The following is a 15,448-nucleotide window of genomic DNA, read 5'->3' as shown; positions in this document are numbered from 1 at the left end:
AGCCAGCAACTCCCACTCGAAATCGGTCAGTTCATGGCGACGGATCACGAAAAACATGATCCACCATCGAACGATCTTTTGAAGACGGACCCTAGTCGCCAAGATCATACGCACGAGCTGCGATCGGATCATCTTAAGGCGGCTAGTCAGGACTGGCACCGTCGCCGCTCCTGCAGACAGCGCTCTCCTCCGGCTGCAACTGCCTTACCTCAGCCGTGCAGGCTCGAATCAACTTTTTACGACTAAAGGTACAAAAGCGACCCACAGAATGGCACCTCAGACCGCAAAACTCTCTGGTTCCGATGAGAAGAGACCTCAGGGTCGCCAAGAGGCCGTCAGCGGGGCGCACAGGGCGTTTTACCCTTCGAGCAGGACCCTGAAAGGGTGAGGAAGCCATCCACGCGAGTCGTCCTGCAGCCAACGCATCCTTGCATGTGGAGCCAGCAGTCTGGTCTTGTCGGGACATGCTGGAACTCGTGATGTGCCGCGCACCCTCCGTCGGTCCGGTTCTTGTGTTCTCTTTCCGCGTCGGTGCAACTCACCCCACCTCAACGATCTCGCTGTAGCCTGTGGATCTCTACGGTCTGAGTCTGTGACCGGATCGTCAAAAGCCTTTGCCCCAGAGATCCGGTGTGACAACGTCCGGTCGGAGATGCAGCGCTTCCAACCAGCACTCCGGCTTACACCGTCCTGAGAAGACCGGCGAGGGCATGGATGCTGCACCAAACCGTGCCAGGAGCGGCCGTGCTTCTACCTGCTCAACGAACCTGCCCTCAAACCGCACTTGACCGGTGCAAACTGTGCAGGCCTGCAAGGAGCACACCGTGATTTCGGGCACACCGTGGCTTGCGCCAGTGGGTCTCATTCTGGAAGTGGAAACGTCTTGGCTGACGTCACATCGAGAGCAACCTCGGATCCAGCGCTCCACTCTCACACGATCGACTCCTTGCCAGATGAGCGCCTTCTCCTGCGCTGTGGTTGGCCCTCTCTGGTTCACTCAATCTGATGGCCATGGCGATTGAGGGGTACCGATAGGGAGGACTCTTCCGTACGGTCGCGCTCAGCCCACTCTCATCAGGGTGGTGTGGTAAGGGAGCATCACTGGGAAGAGGACGGCAAACAATGGACACGGATCAGGCTTGGGAGGAACGGGCCGCATGCCGGACGAGCGACCCAGAAGAGCTGTTCGTCGCAGCAGCAGCCCAAGCACAGGCAACCGCAGTCTGCTCTGGCTGTCAGGTCCGCACAGAGTGCTTGGCGCACTCGCTGGATCACCGGGTGGAATTTGGGATCTGGGGAGGTATGACCGAGCGTGAACGCCGCGCGCTTCTGAAGCGAAGGCCGACAGTCACCTCCTGGAAGCGACTGCTCGAAGCCGCCCGCAGCGAGTACGAGCACAATGCCCCTGTCAGCCCAGCAGCTGCCGGCTGAACAAACCCTAACGCCTGAGGCTATCCGCCCGGCCACGACCCTGTCAGTGCCCCCGATGCCAAACAGCCTGTTTCCTGCTACCAGCAAGGCCATTCACTGCTCGCTAGCGGGACCGCCAAAAAGTACCGGGCCCGGACCCCATCAGACGGAATTGCAGCACAGCGAGCGAGCCTGCATCCAGAGCCCAGCAGGTGCACTTGCCTATGTTGGAGTAACGGTTCTCTTGCCCAGGGTCGGTAGCTCCTCAGCCCTGGCGGGCTTGCGGTGCCCCGCCGGGGTGGTGGGGCACCATCGGCAGCTGCGGGCAGATTGGATAAGAACAGCGATACATGGCTGAGGCTCGCCTGTGGTGCAGGTGGCCACTGATCCTGGTTGTACGACGTACTCGCCGTCGGGGCTCACTTTCGGTGGTGCGCGTCGAGAAGCTCAACGGAAAACCCAGGCTGCTCACCCTGGGGGGCTACCGCAGCCGTTGCGTTTCCTGGGCGCTGGAGTCAGGGCGGAAGTCGGGCCAGGGGTCAGCCTCGCCCAGCAACCTCAGGGCGGACTTCACATTGCCGATTCCTTGGGTGGGCTGAGAGTTACCAGCACGGCGACTTCTGTGGGCCGCGGTCATCGCTGAGGAACCCAGATGTTGCAAGGTGACTGAAGGTCATGCACGTTGGGGACACCGGGCGGAAGAGGTTGCTCTTTAGTAAGAGCACGCCGATCTGGCAGGCCTCAGACCTGCAGGTTTGTGTGTAGTCGTGTGCTGGCCCGGGCACATTTGGACCCTTGAAGTGTGTACCTGGCCAGCACATTGGGCGAAAAAATCAATTGCTCGTTGATTTTTAAGGGGTACGGTCTTGCTGGGGAGCGCTGCAGGTCAGGGCACTGAGGGGGGGGGGACAGCGATGCCTTCTAGCCCCCACCAGAGAGGCCTGCGATGTATCCCTATCACGGCACACGAAATCAAGCAGTCGTGGATTTTTGACCTATCCGAACAGAAAAACTACACACTGCATGGAGTTTTGATGCATCTCGCAGCTGTGGTGGCCGAGGAGCCGTACAGGGGGCGCCTCCTCGGCGCGCCGACGCATCAAAAGACAAGCCCTCGTTGATTTTTTGGATAGTCTCGGACCGCCTGAGTAACAAGGAGGTCCTGTGACATCTGATCCGCCCGCCCGTCGTCGACAGCGCGGGCCACGACCGGTTACCCCTCCCATCGCAGCCGGGAACGACGCTGAGTACGGGGACATTCTGGCCGTCATCGGCCAGCAACTCGGAGAGAAGATCGTCGAGACCGCCGACCCTCGAGGGCGACGCAAGCTCAAGGGGATCCACTTTGAGTACGCGGCTGACCCCCGAGCTGTCCACGACATGGCCGGCGGCGCCGGCTACAGCCTGGCCAGCAACTGGTTCACACAACTGCTGGCACAGCTCGCCGTCGCCAACAGCATCACCAAGTCCCAGCTGTGCGTCTTCCTCTATGTCGCCGGTGGCCAGGTACCGGGCACAGGCATCACCCAGTACACCCAGCAGGAGATCACCGATGGACTGAACAGGATTGCCGCGCAGAAAGGCGGCAAGATGATGTCACGCTCCACAGTGAACCGCGCTGTCCAGGCACTCTGCGGCTACAACTGGGTGGAGAAGGCCGGAAAGGGTCGGATCCAGATCAACGTCCGTCTCTGGTTCCAGGGCAACAGCACATCTCAGCAAGAGGTCCTGGCCGAGATGGCCGAACGACACGATCACACCTCCGATGCATTTCCGTACGCCGTGGGACCTGAAATCGCCTATCAGGAGGAGCTGAACCTCGACTTCGGGTCCGGTGCCGGGTTCCAGGTAAGCGAACGTACAGGGTGATAGCGCTAGGCCCGCTCACGGGCAACCGCTCACGAGGAAGGTCATCCCATGGCTAACGTCATGTCTCCGATCGTCGCGGAGCGCATCTGGGCCCTGCCACTATCAGGGTCCGCCGTCAAATTCCTCCAGTACCTCGTCTCTCGAAGCGACTTCGGAGGGCAGCTGCCGGTACGGCAGAAGGACATGGCGGCTGAGTACGGCGTCACACCCCAGGCGGTTAGTGGACTCATGGCCCCACTCTGTGACCTGAACATCGTCCTCAGGCCGCGAACCGAGGAGCGGAACGGCAACTCATATCGGCTCCATCCTCTCGCAGCGAAGTACGAGAGTCATGAAGCCATGGAGGCTGCATTCCGGGACACCCTCGTCCGTATCCAGGCCGGGGACCTGCCCAACCTGAAGCTTCCCACTTACCACCAGGCGCCGCCTGCACCTACGGGCCGACCGAAACTGCAGGTTGCCTGACATTCCATCAGTCAGACAGACAGAAGGCCCTCCACGGTGGTGGAGGGCCTTCTGTGCCTGAGCAACAGGTGGTCCATTATATCCGCCACGAACCAGGTTCCGACAACTCAACTACACCCCGCTTAGCGACCGTGTCTTACGAGCGCTGCCTTCCCACGGCCAGTCTGCTTGCTTCTTTACTTGCAGCAGGTCTGGGGAAGCCTCTCGTGCATCTTGGAACCGCCGCCGGGCCCGGTGGCCATGCTGCTAGACGGCGTACAGAGGTCTCTTGGACGGGTGGACTTGTAGGGACATCTCCAGCGTGGCGGCAGGTTCCTGGATAAAGGCGAATAGGCCATCTGGGACATCCATCGTATGGAACCCGCAGGCTGCGAGGCTTTTACCCGGGAGCCGCCCGGGACCCGCAAGGCAGTCAGCCTCTGACGAAGCAACTGAAGGCTAGCCAACGAGGCTGCAACGGTGGAGCTAGACCGGATTGCCGCGACGATCCCGCGTCTGTCGGGGGGGGGGGGGGGGGGGCGCCCCCCGCCCCCCCCCCCCCACACCCCCCCCCCCCCCCCCCCCCCCCCCCCCCCCCCCCCCCCCCCCCCGGGCCCCCCCCCCCCCCCGCCCCGCGGCCGGCGCCCCCCCCCCGGGGGCGGGGGGGGGCCCCGCGGGGGGGCCCCCCCCCCCGCGGGGGGGGGGGGGGGGGGGGGCGCCCCCCCCCCCCCCCCCCGACAGAAAGCAAGCCCGGTGTCAGCGGCGACGTCACTGTCGCGACCGGGGCACGATCGGTCACACCTGCATCCATTGGCCCCTCGGCTGGCCCCTACGCCGCCTCATCATCCACCCTCCTTGCACCGTCACAAAAGGCGCACGCTCCGGAGGCACGTGCGGTCGTTGCTGCAGACTGCAGGAAACCTGCTTCGAGGATGCCGGCGCCGCACGGGCTAAGTCCAGCCTGCCCTGTGCCCAAGGCCACTGCGAAGCATCGGTGGTCTCAGGTCCAACCTGGTAGAGGCTCTAGGGCCGAGACGCCGATAGCTTAGACAGGATGTGCGGCTTCGAAGAGTTCAGACCGAGGAGCGGCCGCCTCGCGCGGCCAAAAAACCTCCGCTTACAAGCGAAAGCCACGTGATGGCCGTAGGTGGGCGTCTACGCGTCTCCGCCGAAGCCCGGTGGCGCGCCCCCCCATCTCCGGAGCCGCGGAGCGGTGTAGAGGCTGCACCAGGCCATGTGTGCAGAGGCCTGGGCAGAGCGGCAGTCATAGACGGAAGACAGCCCTGGTGTTTTTGCGGTGCACGCCACACCACACGGTGTTTCGCGACCAGGTTGAAGCCGCCGACCGCAAGCTCTTCAGAGGACTCTGACCAGTCGAGAGACTGTCACGACGAAGCCCAACTCCCTGAAGAAAACGGGGTGTAGACCGTCGTCGACTCGTCGTTGCGTGCCGCATGGACGTCGTCTCCCAGCCTCTTCCGGAAGCTTCCCTTTCCCATAGCGCCCGAATCGTGCTGCAATACCACACCATCATCCTTTATCAACTGGGTAAGCACAGTGCAGAAGCCATCGCTGAGGCAAGAAGTCTTAACGTCACGAATGTCCGTATCTCACAAGCTCCAGCAGGCTGGGGCGCGATGGCTGACCAAGCCCGGCCCACGAGCGGAGGGCAGATGCTGACCCACGCCCGGGCCTTCGGGCGCAGTCAGCAAGGTTGGCGGCTCAAGACAAGTGACTGTGAGCAGCATCAGTCGCTGACTTCAGTCGCTGAGAAAACTGCAGGTCAAGGCGGTTTCAAAGGCGAGGCAGCGACTGAAGCGACTGAACTTCAGGTATATGAGGACATTCCTGTGTGCGCGTGTGCGTTATATATAAGAGGCTTCAGTCGCTTCAGTCGCTGTCGACCTCTCCGGATCCTCTTGACCTGCAGATTTATCAAGAGCGACTCAAGCGACTCATCCTGGCCGGGTCGCTGCGCCGCGGTTTTCAGTCGCTGGAGGGACTTGCGTACGCCTGGAGGCGACACGCCAGTCCAGGCTCGTTCGACACACTGCACCCACCAGCCCACAAGTTTCGCTAGTCTGTGTTCGTTATTGAGTCGCTTCAGTCGCTGTAAGGGGAAGTACATGCCCGCTGAGCTGCGGTTTCCTCTCAGCGACTCAGGGCAGATCACCCCTGAGCGCTCAGTCGCTGGTCTCCGGCTGGCCCGCTGGTGCGCTAGCAACGGCTGGCCCGTCCACCCGCTTGCCCCGGGTCGCAAGACGCCGGCCGCCAACTGTCGTGAATGTGGTGCGCCCGGGCACACCCGCACCGGTTGTCCCTGTCTGTCAGCGGGGCGCTGGTGCCACGGCTTCCACGCGGCGACGCTCGACTACGGCCGGATCAACCAGTGGTGGGGCAGCGTTCCTTCCCTGGGGGTCGGAGTGTCTTGCGGCCCTGCAGGTCTGGTCATCATTGACATCGACTCACATCAAAGCGAGATGCCCCACCGAGACAGAGTCCTCCCCGGCATCCCGATCGGTGACCACATCGACCTCTCCGGTATGACCACCGGCTATCACTCGCTTGCGGTGCTTGCTGCACTCCGAGGTGAAGCAAGTCCTGCCGATGACACCTCAACCCTCCGGGTGCGGACACCCTCCGGCGGCATGCACATCTGGTACCGGGCCACAGATGGCCGCCGCTGGCAGTGCTCCACAGGCTCCGGTAAGCGAGCTCTAGCCTGGCAAGTCGACATCCGCGCCAATGGCGGATACATCATTGCTCCCGGAACGACCACAGCTGCAGGCACCTACACTCCTGTCGGTCCTGAGCGCCGCCCGGCTGCCCTGCCAGCCTGGCTCGCCCAGGAACTGCAGCGCACCGGACACCTCCCTGCCGCTCACATTCCCGCCCCCCGACCCGTCCCTCCCCGAGCCCGTGAAGCCGTGATTGAGGCAGGTGGAGGCCGTGATCAGAGCACCCGCCTTCTGACCGCTCTCCTTGCAGATGTCGCTGCCTGCTCCCATGTCACCGAGGGTGCAGGTTTCAGCGAGAAGCTCAACCGAGCCGCGTACACCCTTGGAGGCCTCGTCTCGGCGGGCCACCTGAACGGCCCTGAAGCAGAAAGAGCTCTGCAGGAGACCGCGGAAGCAGCCCGCCCCGGGCAAACACAGCGATCGGGCCAGATCATCCGCAGCGGCATGGCCGCCGGCGCGAAGAGCCCCCTGCACCTTGGCGGCCGACGGTGAACTCGACACCCGAAACCGACGGCTTCCTCTTCAACTTCAACCCCGAGGCTGTTGCTGCGCAGATCCTCGCCCAGGCGCCCCCAGCGCCGGTCCCGGTCCAAGGGGGAGAGCCAGCACACCTCAAGCACGCCACCTCAGCGGGCCTGCTCCCGGATACCCTCAGCGACCGCGGGAATGCGAAGCTTTTCGTACGTCTGTACGCCGGGGACTACCGGCATGTCCCGGGCCTGGGATGGTACCGCTGGGACACAACCCGCTGGCTCGTCGATGAGGACGACACCGTCGTCTGGGCTGCCGGTGACCTTGCCGAGGCCCTTGCCACGACCGATCCCCGAGGTATCCACAGCAACCAGTCGCTACAAAAGCACCGCCGCCGGGCACTGAGCACCTCCGGAGTAAACGCGATGCTCACGCAGGCCAAGTCAGCCCCCGGGATGGTCCTGCGCGCCGAACTCCTTGACGCAGATCCATATGCCCTATGCACACCCGCGGGCATCGTCGATCTGCACACCGGTCTCATCCGGGTGCCCCAGCCCGACAAGGACTTCCACTCCCGCTCGACCTCCACTGGACCCAAGCACCAGCCGACCCCCCGCTGGGAACGTTTTCTGACCGACACTTTCGGCGCCGACGCAGCAGGTCGCGAGATGATCGATTTCTTGCATCTGATGCTTGGCTACTCCATTACAGGAGACGTCGGAGCCCAGGTGATGCCTTTCCTCTTCGGCGCCGGCAAGAACGGCAAGTCCGTTCTACTGGACGTCCTGATGAAACTTTTGGGTGACTACGCAGACGCCGCGCCACCAGGCTTCCTGATGGCCCGCACCTTCGAAGGGCACCCCACCGAACTCGCGGAACTCCACGGTCGGCGAGTCATCGTCTGCTCCGAGGTCAAGCCCGGTGACAAGTTTGACGAAGCCCGGGTCAAGCTTCTCACCGGCGGTGACAGGATTAAGGCCCGCCGGATGAGGCAAGACTTTTTCTCGTTTGCCCCGACCCACAAATTGTGGCTCATCGGGAATCACCGCCCGGAAGTCGGAACCGGCGGTTTCGCCTTCTGGCGCCGCATGCGGCTGGTCCCTTTTGAGAAAATTGTCTCCGATGACAGAAAGATCGATAACCTCGCCGACATTCTCGTCACTGAAGAAGGTCCCGGCATCCTTGCTTGGCTCATCGACGGTGCACGCCGCTACCTGGCCGGAGAGAAGGACCTCACAGGGCCCGCTCCGGTGCGCATCGCAACCACTGCGTATGCGGAGACCGAAGACCACACGGGCCGCTTCTTCGAAGAGTGCTGCACCTTCCACACCGGGCACCGGGCTGAACAAGCCCGACTTTACAGCGTTTACCGCGCCTGGTGCCAAAATGAAGGCGCGCCAACCATCTCCTCCCGGGCTTTCGCGGCGCGGGCCCGCGAGCTTGTAGGCCTTGCTTCACCCAAAGAAATGATCTTGTCTAACTCGAAGAAGTACTATCCTGGCATCGGACTGCTCGAAGAGGGGGAGAACGCATGAGCTCGCTCATCTCCGACGACGAGATCCACCACGAAGTTGACCTTGTCTGGCTCGAAGACGTCGGTGAACTCGACTATGTTCGCCAGTCTCTTGACCGGCTCCCCACCCGCCGAGGCAAGCCGGCCTATCACCGTGACGGCCGCCTCGTCGGCTACGCCCAACTCGGGCCGCAGGCAAAGCCGTCCCGCTCAAGCGGGACTTTCCGTCGCCGAGTGTTCTGGCTCCTGCCCCATGACCGGGACACGGTCCCGGACGGCCTCTACGCCTCCGGAGCCCCGGCGGAAGCTGTCGACCCAACCACGCTGACAGCTGGGAGCAGGGGCCGAAAGACCGACAGGTCGGAGAGGCCCGCCCAAGCGGCTGACGCGTGAGCCACTGACGAGCGCCTCTAGTTAGGCGTATGTGCGGTCTTCGGTCGCTTCAGTCGCTGTTTTGTGCCTGCCGCGCCAGGAATTCGGCGTCCAGCAGCGGCTGAAGCGACCAAAGGAAAGGGGCTGCCGGTTCGGCCGAAGCGGCGGAGCACGCTCTCGGATGGAGGCAACTCTTTAACGTTCGGGGCCGGCGCCCCACTGGTGCCGGCCCCCTGCAGCTTTGTAGGTTCAGCGACTCGGAGACCCCACTGTTGGTGAGCCGTTCAGGGGCTGGCATTGTCGACGCCAGATGGCCATCGGGTGGCGCGCATACAACGCCGTGTACCCCGAAAACCAGGTCCCGCCTGAAGGCCGCGGCATTCGTCAGTGAGATCGGCTGCGCCGAGAACCCGGCATTGCGGCCGACCGCCGTGCTTACCCTTCTTCGGACAGCGGTCCGCTTGCCGAGATTTAGGAACTGATTTCCCGCTGTTTACCGATAAGCGTGCCGACACTGAAAGGCGGACCCTACCTTCGGGGAGGGCTTCGACGCGCACGTCGTGGAAATTACCGTCCGGAGCACCGAGGGCGTCGGCGTCGAACGCACAGACGGGCACGTTCATCGATCCGCCGTGGTGCATCAAAATGGCGAGCAGCAAGCCATGCGACAAGCCTTCGGGGGAGGGGTCGGGGACTGGGGTTGTCATTGCGGTGCCTCCTCAGTACGCGGTGAGCGGCGCTGGCCTGGACGACATCTCCGGGGGTGGGATCTGTGTGCGTGCGGCAGGGGCCGCACGCCTCCTGGCGGCCCGGCAAGCGTGCTCGTGTACGGCCGACGGGCTGGCATAGGCAAGAAGATGTATGACATAGGGGCACGGCGTGCGTAGTCGAATTAGGGGTGCCGGGCACCCTGATCGCGCTCATTCAGGCCTCCATCGCTGGGGCGGCCGGCGCCGTCGGTTCCGAAACTCTCTCCCATGAGAGGCACCCACACCAGCACCATGACGAATCGGTCTGCCCTCGACTGGCGGTTCGAACGAACCGTGATGCGTCAGAGGTGCAGGCATCCGCAGCGCAAGGGGTGACCGCAGCACTCCTTGAGCATCTTTAGAGAGCAGCAAGCGGTAGGAAAGACAACCCCCATGCCACCGGGAGGCGGGCTGTAACGCCGGACAGCGGCCGGAACCCCGCCGGACCTGGCTGGCGCCCGCACTGACGCAGGATTGATGCTCGGATACGTGCGTTTGCGCAGTCGCTCGCGCCGTTGCTGAAGCCGTTGCCAGTAGCCATCGGCAGCCGGCATGCCTCGCCTAGCAGACGTCGACCACTCGTGTCAGGGATCCGCAGCGTCATGAACCGAGGGCTATTCGCCTCTCGCTATACGGGGAGACAGGGACAGAACCGTTGTCTGCGCTCCGCCTCTCCTGTCACCCCTGTCACCGGCTACACGATGACAGGGGTGGCGACCATGATGGCCACCCTGGCGGTGGACGGACGGGTGGGTGTCCGGTGGGCCTGCCAGGGTGGGTGGCATGACTGCAGAAGTTCTCCGCTTCGGTCAATTCATGCTTGGTCGGTGGTGCAGTTTCGTCTGCTGAGACTGCGCGTCCGGCAGCCGTATCCAGGGGGCGCTGCTTAACAGGACCTTGATCAGAGTTCTTCCACGGGAGGTCGATGATGTCTTCAGGTGACCCGTACAGGGACGGTCTGCCGCAGGCGGGTGGGACATGGCCTTCCGCATGGGCTCTGCAGGAAGCTTTGAAGGCCGCAGGATTCCTCTCCCGCTCGGTGCCGCCCTCTGACCGTTACGGACCCCAGACACAAGCCGCGGTCGTGGCGATGTATGACGCTCACCCGGAGTTGGGGTATCGGGGAGTCCAGATCGAGCCCCGGGGATGGGCCTGGCTCACGGGGACAGCAGTCCCCGCCTCGCGGTGGCCTGTCCTCGAAGACGACGAGCCAGCTCATGATTACAGCCGGACATCCCGCGATGGGCACACCGTGAATAGGCGTACAGATGTCATGCTCAGCACGGCCGAGTCCTTAGCCGGCTTTCCCTTGACGCTCATGCAGGGAAGCTATAGCCAGGCTGTGGCGGCAAGCGCCGGGACCCACGACGGCGGGGGCGTGGTGGATGTGGACATCAGCAGCTGGGATACCACGCAGACTTATTCAGCCGTGCAAGCCCTACGCGAGGCAGGATTCGCCGCTTGGTTGCGCACGCCAGCGCAGGGCTTCAGCAGCTACCACATCCACGCCTGCGCCATCGGGGACCGGGAGATGGCAGACGCCGCCCGCAGACAGGTAGCTGCGTACTTCAACGGGCGCGACGGGCTAGCAAATGACGGGCCGGATACGGACCCTCCACTTCGATACCCGGAGTGGGCCGAGAAGTATCGCTAAGAAGACTCTCTGTGACCCTGGCCCTGAAACGTGTCCGGATCGGCAACGGCGGGGGCAGGAAACTGCCGCTGTTCTACCGAGTCTGGGCCTTCCGATCCAAGGGAGGGTATGGAATGGAACATCGCCTTGCCCTGAGATGCTCATGGCTGCGGCATCGATGCTCGCATGGATGGCCCTGGCTGACTGCGGTGACATGACAAACGTCGCCCGAGGGCAACGTAATTCCGGAGAGGCCCCCACATAGGCGTAGAGGCTGCAGACTTCGTCTCCGTCGAACAGGTCGAGGCTGGCTCAAGTCGCATCCTCGCAGTCTTCTCCTCCTCCAAGCTGCCCCTACGGTGGGGCCCATACGAAGTGCCCGGGAATCCAACATGGAAACACTGCGGCAACTTGGTAATCCGGCGCTGGCCTACTCCGGATCGCAAACAGCGCTGAAACCGCTTATCGAATACGCACCGTTTTTGCTGGACCTCCGGAGGCTGCTCCTGCAGCGTACTTGCGCGATCAGGCATGTTTGGCACCACCCAATCTCTACCTCCGCCCCCGTCAGGCCTTGGCTGCTGTACCCAAGGCACGGAAGGCTGAAGACATAGGTTTCCCCTTCGGAATGTCTTCAGAAGACGGCAGGAAAATCAAGGAGCACGCAGTTCGCTATCCAGCAGCGCTGATCAGACAGCGAGAAGCGATGGCTCGTGTCGATGGATGGCGCTCCCGCACGCACGGCTGTCGACGGCCGTGTAGGTGCTCCGACCGTGGTGGTCTAGAACGTCAGTGTCCACCCCTCGAAGTTAAAATACCGTTGGGGCAGTGTCCCCCCCTACACCGAGACAGTCGGCTCGGGCGCCGCCCAGGTTCTACGCGACGGCAAGCTTTACGAGGCCCATGGAGCAGGAACACAGCTCAGGGCGGAATGCATTTCTCCTTCCCGCTGGGCACCCGCTGAACTTCAGCCCTGGTCAGGTCTGTATGGTCTTCGTCGATCGGTGCGACAGTGGCGTTGCGCGGCTTCCGTGCATTCGGCTCAGATGTGCGGGCGAGGTGACGGCCGCGGCGTAGCACCGAGTCCGATTGGCAGAGGCAGGGCGCCGACGCGGACGGTTGACGTCTTGGCGGAGGGGGTCAGACGGGCCTTTTCTGGTGGTCGATGTACTGCTCAATCACGGTCAGCGGAGGACCGCCGCAGGAGCCGGCGAAGTAGGATCCGGACCAGAAGTGTCCGCCCCACAGATAGCGGCTGACGTGGCTGTCGTACTCCTTGCGGAGCAGCCGGGCGGATACGCCCTTGAGGCTGTTGACCAGCTTGGAGAGCTGTAGCGTGGGCGGGTAGTGCACCAGAAGGTGCACGTGGTCGTCCTCGCCGGTGAATCGTTGTAGTTCAGCGGCGAAGTCCGTGCACACGTCCCTCATGATCTCCTCACAGCGTGTGAGCATGGCGTCGGTCATGGCCTCGCGCCGATATCTCGTTACGAAGACCAAGTGAACGTGAAGGTCGTATGTGACGTGGCGGCCGCTGCGAACGTCGGGATTTGGATTCCATCGCGGAGACATAAACCAAGGCTACAATGAGGTCGGTGATACACCTTTGGTACAGCTTCAATCTGTACCCGAACGGCCCGCATGTATCGCACTGGCAAGGACATTCGCGTCATCGGCGGCAGACGAGGTCCGCTTCGACGGCAGGTATTCCATTCCGTTGATCGTTTCCTTGCCGTCACTCACGTGGTCTTCTTTCTGGTTCTCGTGGGGCCCGGCGGCCGCCCCTCGCTCGTACGCTCTCGATACTGGCGGCTCAGGCCCAACTGCCCAGCCACCTTCTCGTTTTCCTCGAGGACTGAAGGCCATGATCGTGGGTCGCGGAGGCCGGTCTGCCAGAGGGTGCTTGCCGACGGCTGCAGACGAACTCGTTGCGCCGGCGCGTCCGTGGAGTTGGTGCTGTGGAGATGAAGAAGAGCTGCCTGGCCGAGGCCAGGCAGCGGCGTCTTGGCGGCTTCTGGTGGCGGATTACCGGCAAGTTCCCGCTCGCAGAGATCTTCGAGCCCTCTGGTTGCCGTTGGCCGACCCGAGTTGCGCGTCATGCCGACCTCTTGGGCAGCGCGGTTCCCACTCACGCCTGGGCTCTTGCGGGGGCTGGGGGAGGCCGGTCATCGACCACGGGATATCCGCAATGGCGGTATTTGTTCTAGTTTTCCGCAGATCCCCAGAGAGCGGCAAGGGACGACTTGTGCTGAGTGACAAAGCGGGGAGAGTGCAGTGTCCAGCTTTCTGGTCAGAGGTAGGTTGTCTGACCGGGCGGATATTCCCATTTTTGGGTGGTGAAGAAGCAAGATGTAACGCCGACGCCTGCTCTCCCGCGTCGGCTCCCAGGGCTCCGTATAGGGCATAACGATGGCATATGCGAGAGCGCCAATAGGTGTGTCGAAACAGTCGAAAACCGTTAATAACGGACAAACTATGCACGGAGTTCCATGCCTCAATAGATAGAAAATAATATTCCAATGTTTCCAACGCATTAGCCCGAATAAGTGCTGGTGAAAGGGGTTGGCGCTGGGAGGGGTGGTATGTGTGCCAGACCCTGCTAGAACGAGATCGTCCCATTTGGCTCGCCTGTCGGGAGTATTTTTCATGTGGCTTAAAGTTGGACGGATGGCTACGCTCGCCGCCGTTTCATGCCTGCTTGTTGGGGCTCATGTCTCTGTCGCGGCTGCCGCGGGTGGCGATAGCGCCTGGGAAGCCCGTCACAGCGGCAAGTGTGTGACGGTCAGTAACGCCGATCTCGAAAACGGCATCCCCCTGATCCAGTGGGACTGCAGCGGAAAGGATCACCAGAAGTTGATTATGGAGAAGACAACGTCCGGGTACTACCGCCTGCGTGCCGCAGGCAGCGAGGAGTGCTTGACCGTTGCGGACGCCGGTGAGGCCAACGGCGCTCATGCGATTCTCTGGAGCTGCAATGGCGGCGCCAACCAGGACTGGAATATCCGGCAGAGGTCGAACGGCTTTCACACTCTTCAGGCTCGCCATAGCAGCAAGTGCCTGACAGTCGCCGATGCGAGTCAGGGGAACGGTGCGGGTCTGCTTCAGTGGGACTGCAGCGGCGGCACCAACCAGCAGTTCCTCCTGACCTGAACCTGAATCGGACTGTAAGAGGCACTGCTTTTACCTGTGACTTACCTGAAGCGTCGGCTGGTTGACGATGGCAGTTCGCCACGGTGGCCGTAGTTATCGGTTGCCGGTCGTCGTGGCCGGCCAGCGGAGCCGCTAGTGTGGATACGGGCAGATGGCGGCCTCCATCTCTCCTTCCGTTTCCCTCCCCGCACTCGCCGGGAGGGAAACGAATTCTCTCTGCGGAGGCGCGGAGCGCCGTGGACCGCTATCCCTCCGAGTGAGGTCAGGCGGGCCGTTCTGGCCCTTCAGTGGACTGGCGGATCATGGTGGGCTGCTCTGCTGCATGAGCCCGCGGAGTAGGAGTGGGGCCAGAAGACGGACCCCCTCCCCATGCGGTTGATCCATCCGGTGTAATCCGCCCTGCAGCCGTGAGATCTGACTGCCTTGAGTGAGTTGAGTCAGCCGCGATAGGGAGGGCCTTGGTGGACAGCCCATCAGCAGATGCGCGTGGTCAGCCTCGCCGTTGAACTCGCGCAACTCCTTCGACACGGTGGAGTTCCTAAGGGCGGCGACGGCTGTCGCTGGGGATGCCTTCACGCCCGATCGGTGACCTGCGCCCGGCGGCACGGTGGGGCGCCGTCAAGGTCGACAGGCTCGGGCCGTTGTCGGCCAGGTCAAGAGCGGCAGCGTCAACCGCGAGGGCAAGAGCTGGTACGTGATGCTGAACGCCAACCGGGTGCAGCCCGCGCCTTCCCCGCGCGCAGGCAGTCTGTTCGGCATCGACCTGCACAGCGAACTTCCTTGTTCCGGCTCACTTAGTACTCCAGCAGCGGATCGTGTCCTGAGCTGGTGGTTGTCGTTGTCAGGGCATGGTGGGGATGGTTGAGGCCCAGGGGTGGGCTGCGGAGTTGGAGTGGGTGTTCGCGCGGGTGGCGGGCCGGTTCGTCCGGGCGGATCTGCGGTGGCGGATGCGGGATTATCTGCGGGGGTTGCTGGCTCCGGTGGCCCGGAAGAATGGCTGGCAGCTGGCCGAATACGCAGGTCACCGTACTCCGGACGGATTCCAGAGGCTTCTGAACTCAAGCGTATGGGACGCGGACGCCCTGCGCGATGACATCCGCGA

General features: G+C 63.0%; 10 protein-coding genes. 8 read left to right on the top strand and 2 right to left on the bottom strand.

Annotation, left to right across the window (positions count from 1 at the left end; translation table 11 throughout):
• Positions 1-1,122: 1,122 nt before the first annotated feature.
• The 6 genes from ACFYP3_RS35160 (at position 1,123) to ACFYP3_RS35135 (ending at position 8,838) form a co-directional block, all read left to right on the top strand.
• Positions 1,123-1,431: a WhiB family transcriptional regulator gene (locus ACFYP3_RS35160; protein WP_388841889.1), complete on the top strand. Its 309-nt coding sequence runs from the start codon at positions 1,123-1,125 to the stop codon at positions 1,429-1,431.
• 1,143 nt (positions 1,432-2,574) lie between these two features.
• Positions 2,575-3,279 (top strand): hypothetical protein, encoded by a 705-nt coding sequence (locus ACFYP3_RS35155; protein ID WP_388841886.1) that lies wholly within the window; start codon positions 2,575-2,577, stop codon positions 3,277-3,279.
• A 48-nt stretch (positions 3,280-3,327) separates the two neighbouring features.
• Positions 3,328-3,744 carry a hypothetical protein gene (locus ACFYP3_RS35150; protein ID WP_388841883.1) on the top strand — a complete coding sequence of 139 codons (417 nt, stop codon included), beginning with the start codon at positions 3,328-3,330 and terminating at the stop codon, positions 3,742-3,744.
• Positions 3,745-5,849: 2,105 nt separating this feature from the next.
• Entirely contained in the window at positions 5,850-6,953 is a 1,104-nt protein-coding gene (locus ACFYP3_RS35145) for a bifunctional DNA primase/polymerase (protein WP_388841880.1), read from the top strand.
• Positions 6,950-8,467 carry a phage/plasmid primase, P4 family gene (locus ACFYP3_RS35140; protein ID WP_388841877.1) on the top strand — a complete coding sequence of 506 codons (1,518 nt, stop codon included), beginning with the start codon at positions 6,950-6,952 and terminating at the stop codon, positions 8,465-8,467. The genes ACFYP3_RS35145 and ACFYP3_RS35140 overlap by 4 nt, the downstream gene beginning before the upstream one ends.
• Positions 8,464-8,838 carry a DUF6009 family protein gene (locus tag ACFYP3_RS35135; RefSeq protein WP_388841874.1) on the top strand — a complete coding sequence of 125 codons (375 nt, stop codon included), beginning with the start codon at positions 8,464-8,466 and terminating at the stop codon, positions 8,836-8,838. The genes ACFYP3_RS35140 and ACFYP3_RS35135 overlap by 4 nt, the downstream gene beginning before the upstream one ends.
• 3,501 nt (positions 8,839-12,339) lie before the next feature.
• Here ACFYP3_RS35135 and tnpA read toward each other — a convergent pair.
• Together tnpA and ACFYP3_RS35125 are read right to left on the bottom strand one after the other, a co-directional pair.
• Positions 12,340-12,768 carry an IS200/IS605 family transposase gene (gene tnpA / locus ACFYP3_RS35130; RefSeq protein WP_388841871.1) on the bottom strand — a complete coding sequence of 143 codons (429 nt, stop codon included), beginning with the start codon at positions 12,766-12,768 and terminating at the stop codon, positions 12,340-12,342.
• A gap of 45 nt (positions 12,769-12,813) precedes the next feature.
• A complete protein-coding gene (locus ACFYP3_RS35125) occupies positions 12,814-12,939 on the bottom strand; it encodes a hypothetical protein (protein WP_388841868.1) in 126 nt (41 codons plus the stop codon).
• 924 nt (positions 12,940-13,863) lie between these two features.
• Here ACFYP3_RS35125 and ACFYP3_RS35120 point away from each other — a divergent pair.
• Both ACFYP3_RS35120 and ACFYP3_RS35115 read left to right on the top strand, forming a co-directional pair.
• Positions 13,864-14,346, top strand: a complete 483-nt coding sequence (locus tag ACFYP3_RS35120) for an RICIN domain-containing protein (RefSeq protein WP_388841865.1) — start codon at positions 13,864-13,866, stop codon at positions 14,344-14,346.
• Between the two features lie 857 nt (positions 14,347-15,203).
• A partial coding sequence (locus tag ACFYP3_RS35115; protein WP_388841862.1) for a transposase occupies positions 15,204-15,448 on the top strand: 245 nt, incomplete at its 3' end.

Source organism: Streptomyces sp. NPDC005533 (assembly GCF_042871845.1).
Classification (GTDB): Bacteria; Actinomycetota; Actinomycetes; order Streptomycetales; family Streptomycetaceae; genus Streptomyces.
The sequence above is the reverse complement of the archived record's forward strand: the minus strand, read 5'-3'. Positions and strand labels throughout refer to the sequence as shown.

Excerpts from the sequence above, each read along its gene's own strand:
- ACFYP3_RS35160 (WP_388841889.1), top strand. The coding sequence starts at position 1,123 with ATGGACACGGATCAGGCTTGGGAGGAACGGGCCGCATGCCGGACGAGC.
- ACFYP3_RS35150 (WP_388841883.1), top strand. The coding sequence starts at position 3,328 with ATGGCTAACGTCATGTCTCCGATCGTCGCGGAGCGCATCTGGGCCCTG.
- ACFYP3_RS35145 (WP_388841880.1), top strand. The coding sequence starts at position 5,850 with ATGCCCGCTGAGCTGCGGTTTCCTCTCAGCGACTCAGGGCAGATCACC.
- ACFYP3_RS35135 (WP_388841874.1), top strand. The coding sequence starts at position 8,464 with ATGAGCTCGCTCATCTCCGACGACGAGATCCACCACGAAGTTGACCTT.
- tnpA (WP_388841871.1), bottom strand. The coding sequence starts at position 12,768 with ATGTCTCCGCGATGGAATCCAAATCCCGACGTTCGCAGCGGCCGCCAC.
- ACFYP3_RS35120 (WP_388841865.1), top strand. The coding sequence starts at position 13,864 with ATGGCTACGCTCGCCGCCGTTTCATGCCTGCTTGTTGGGGCTCATGTC.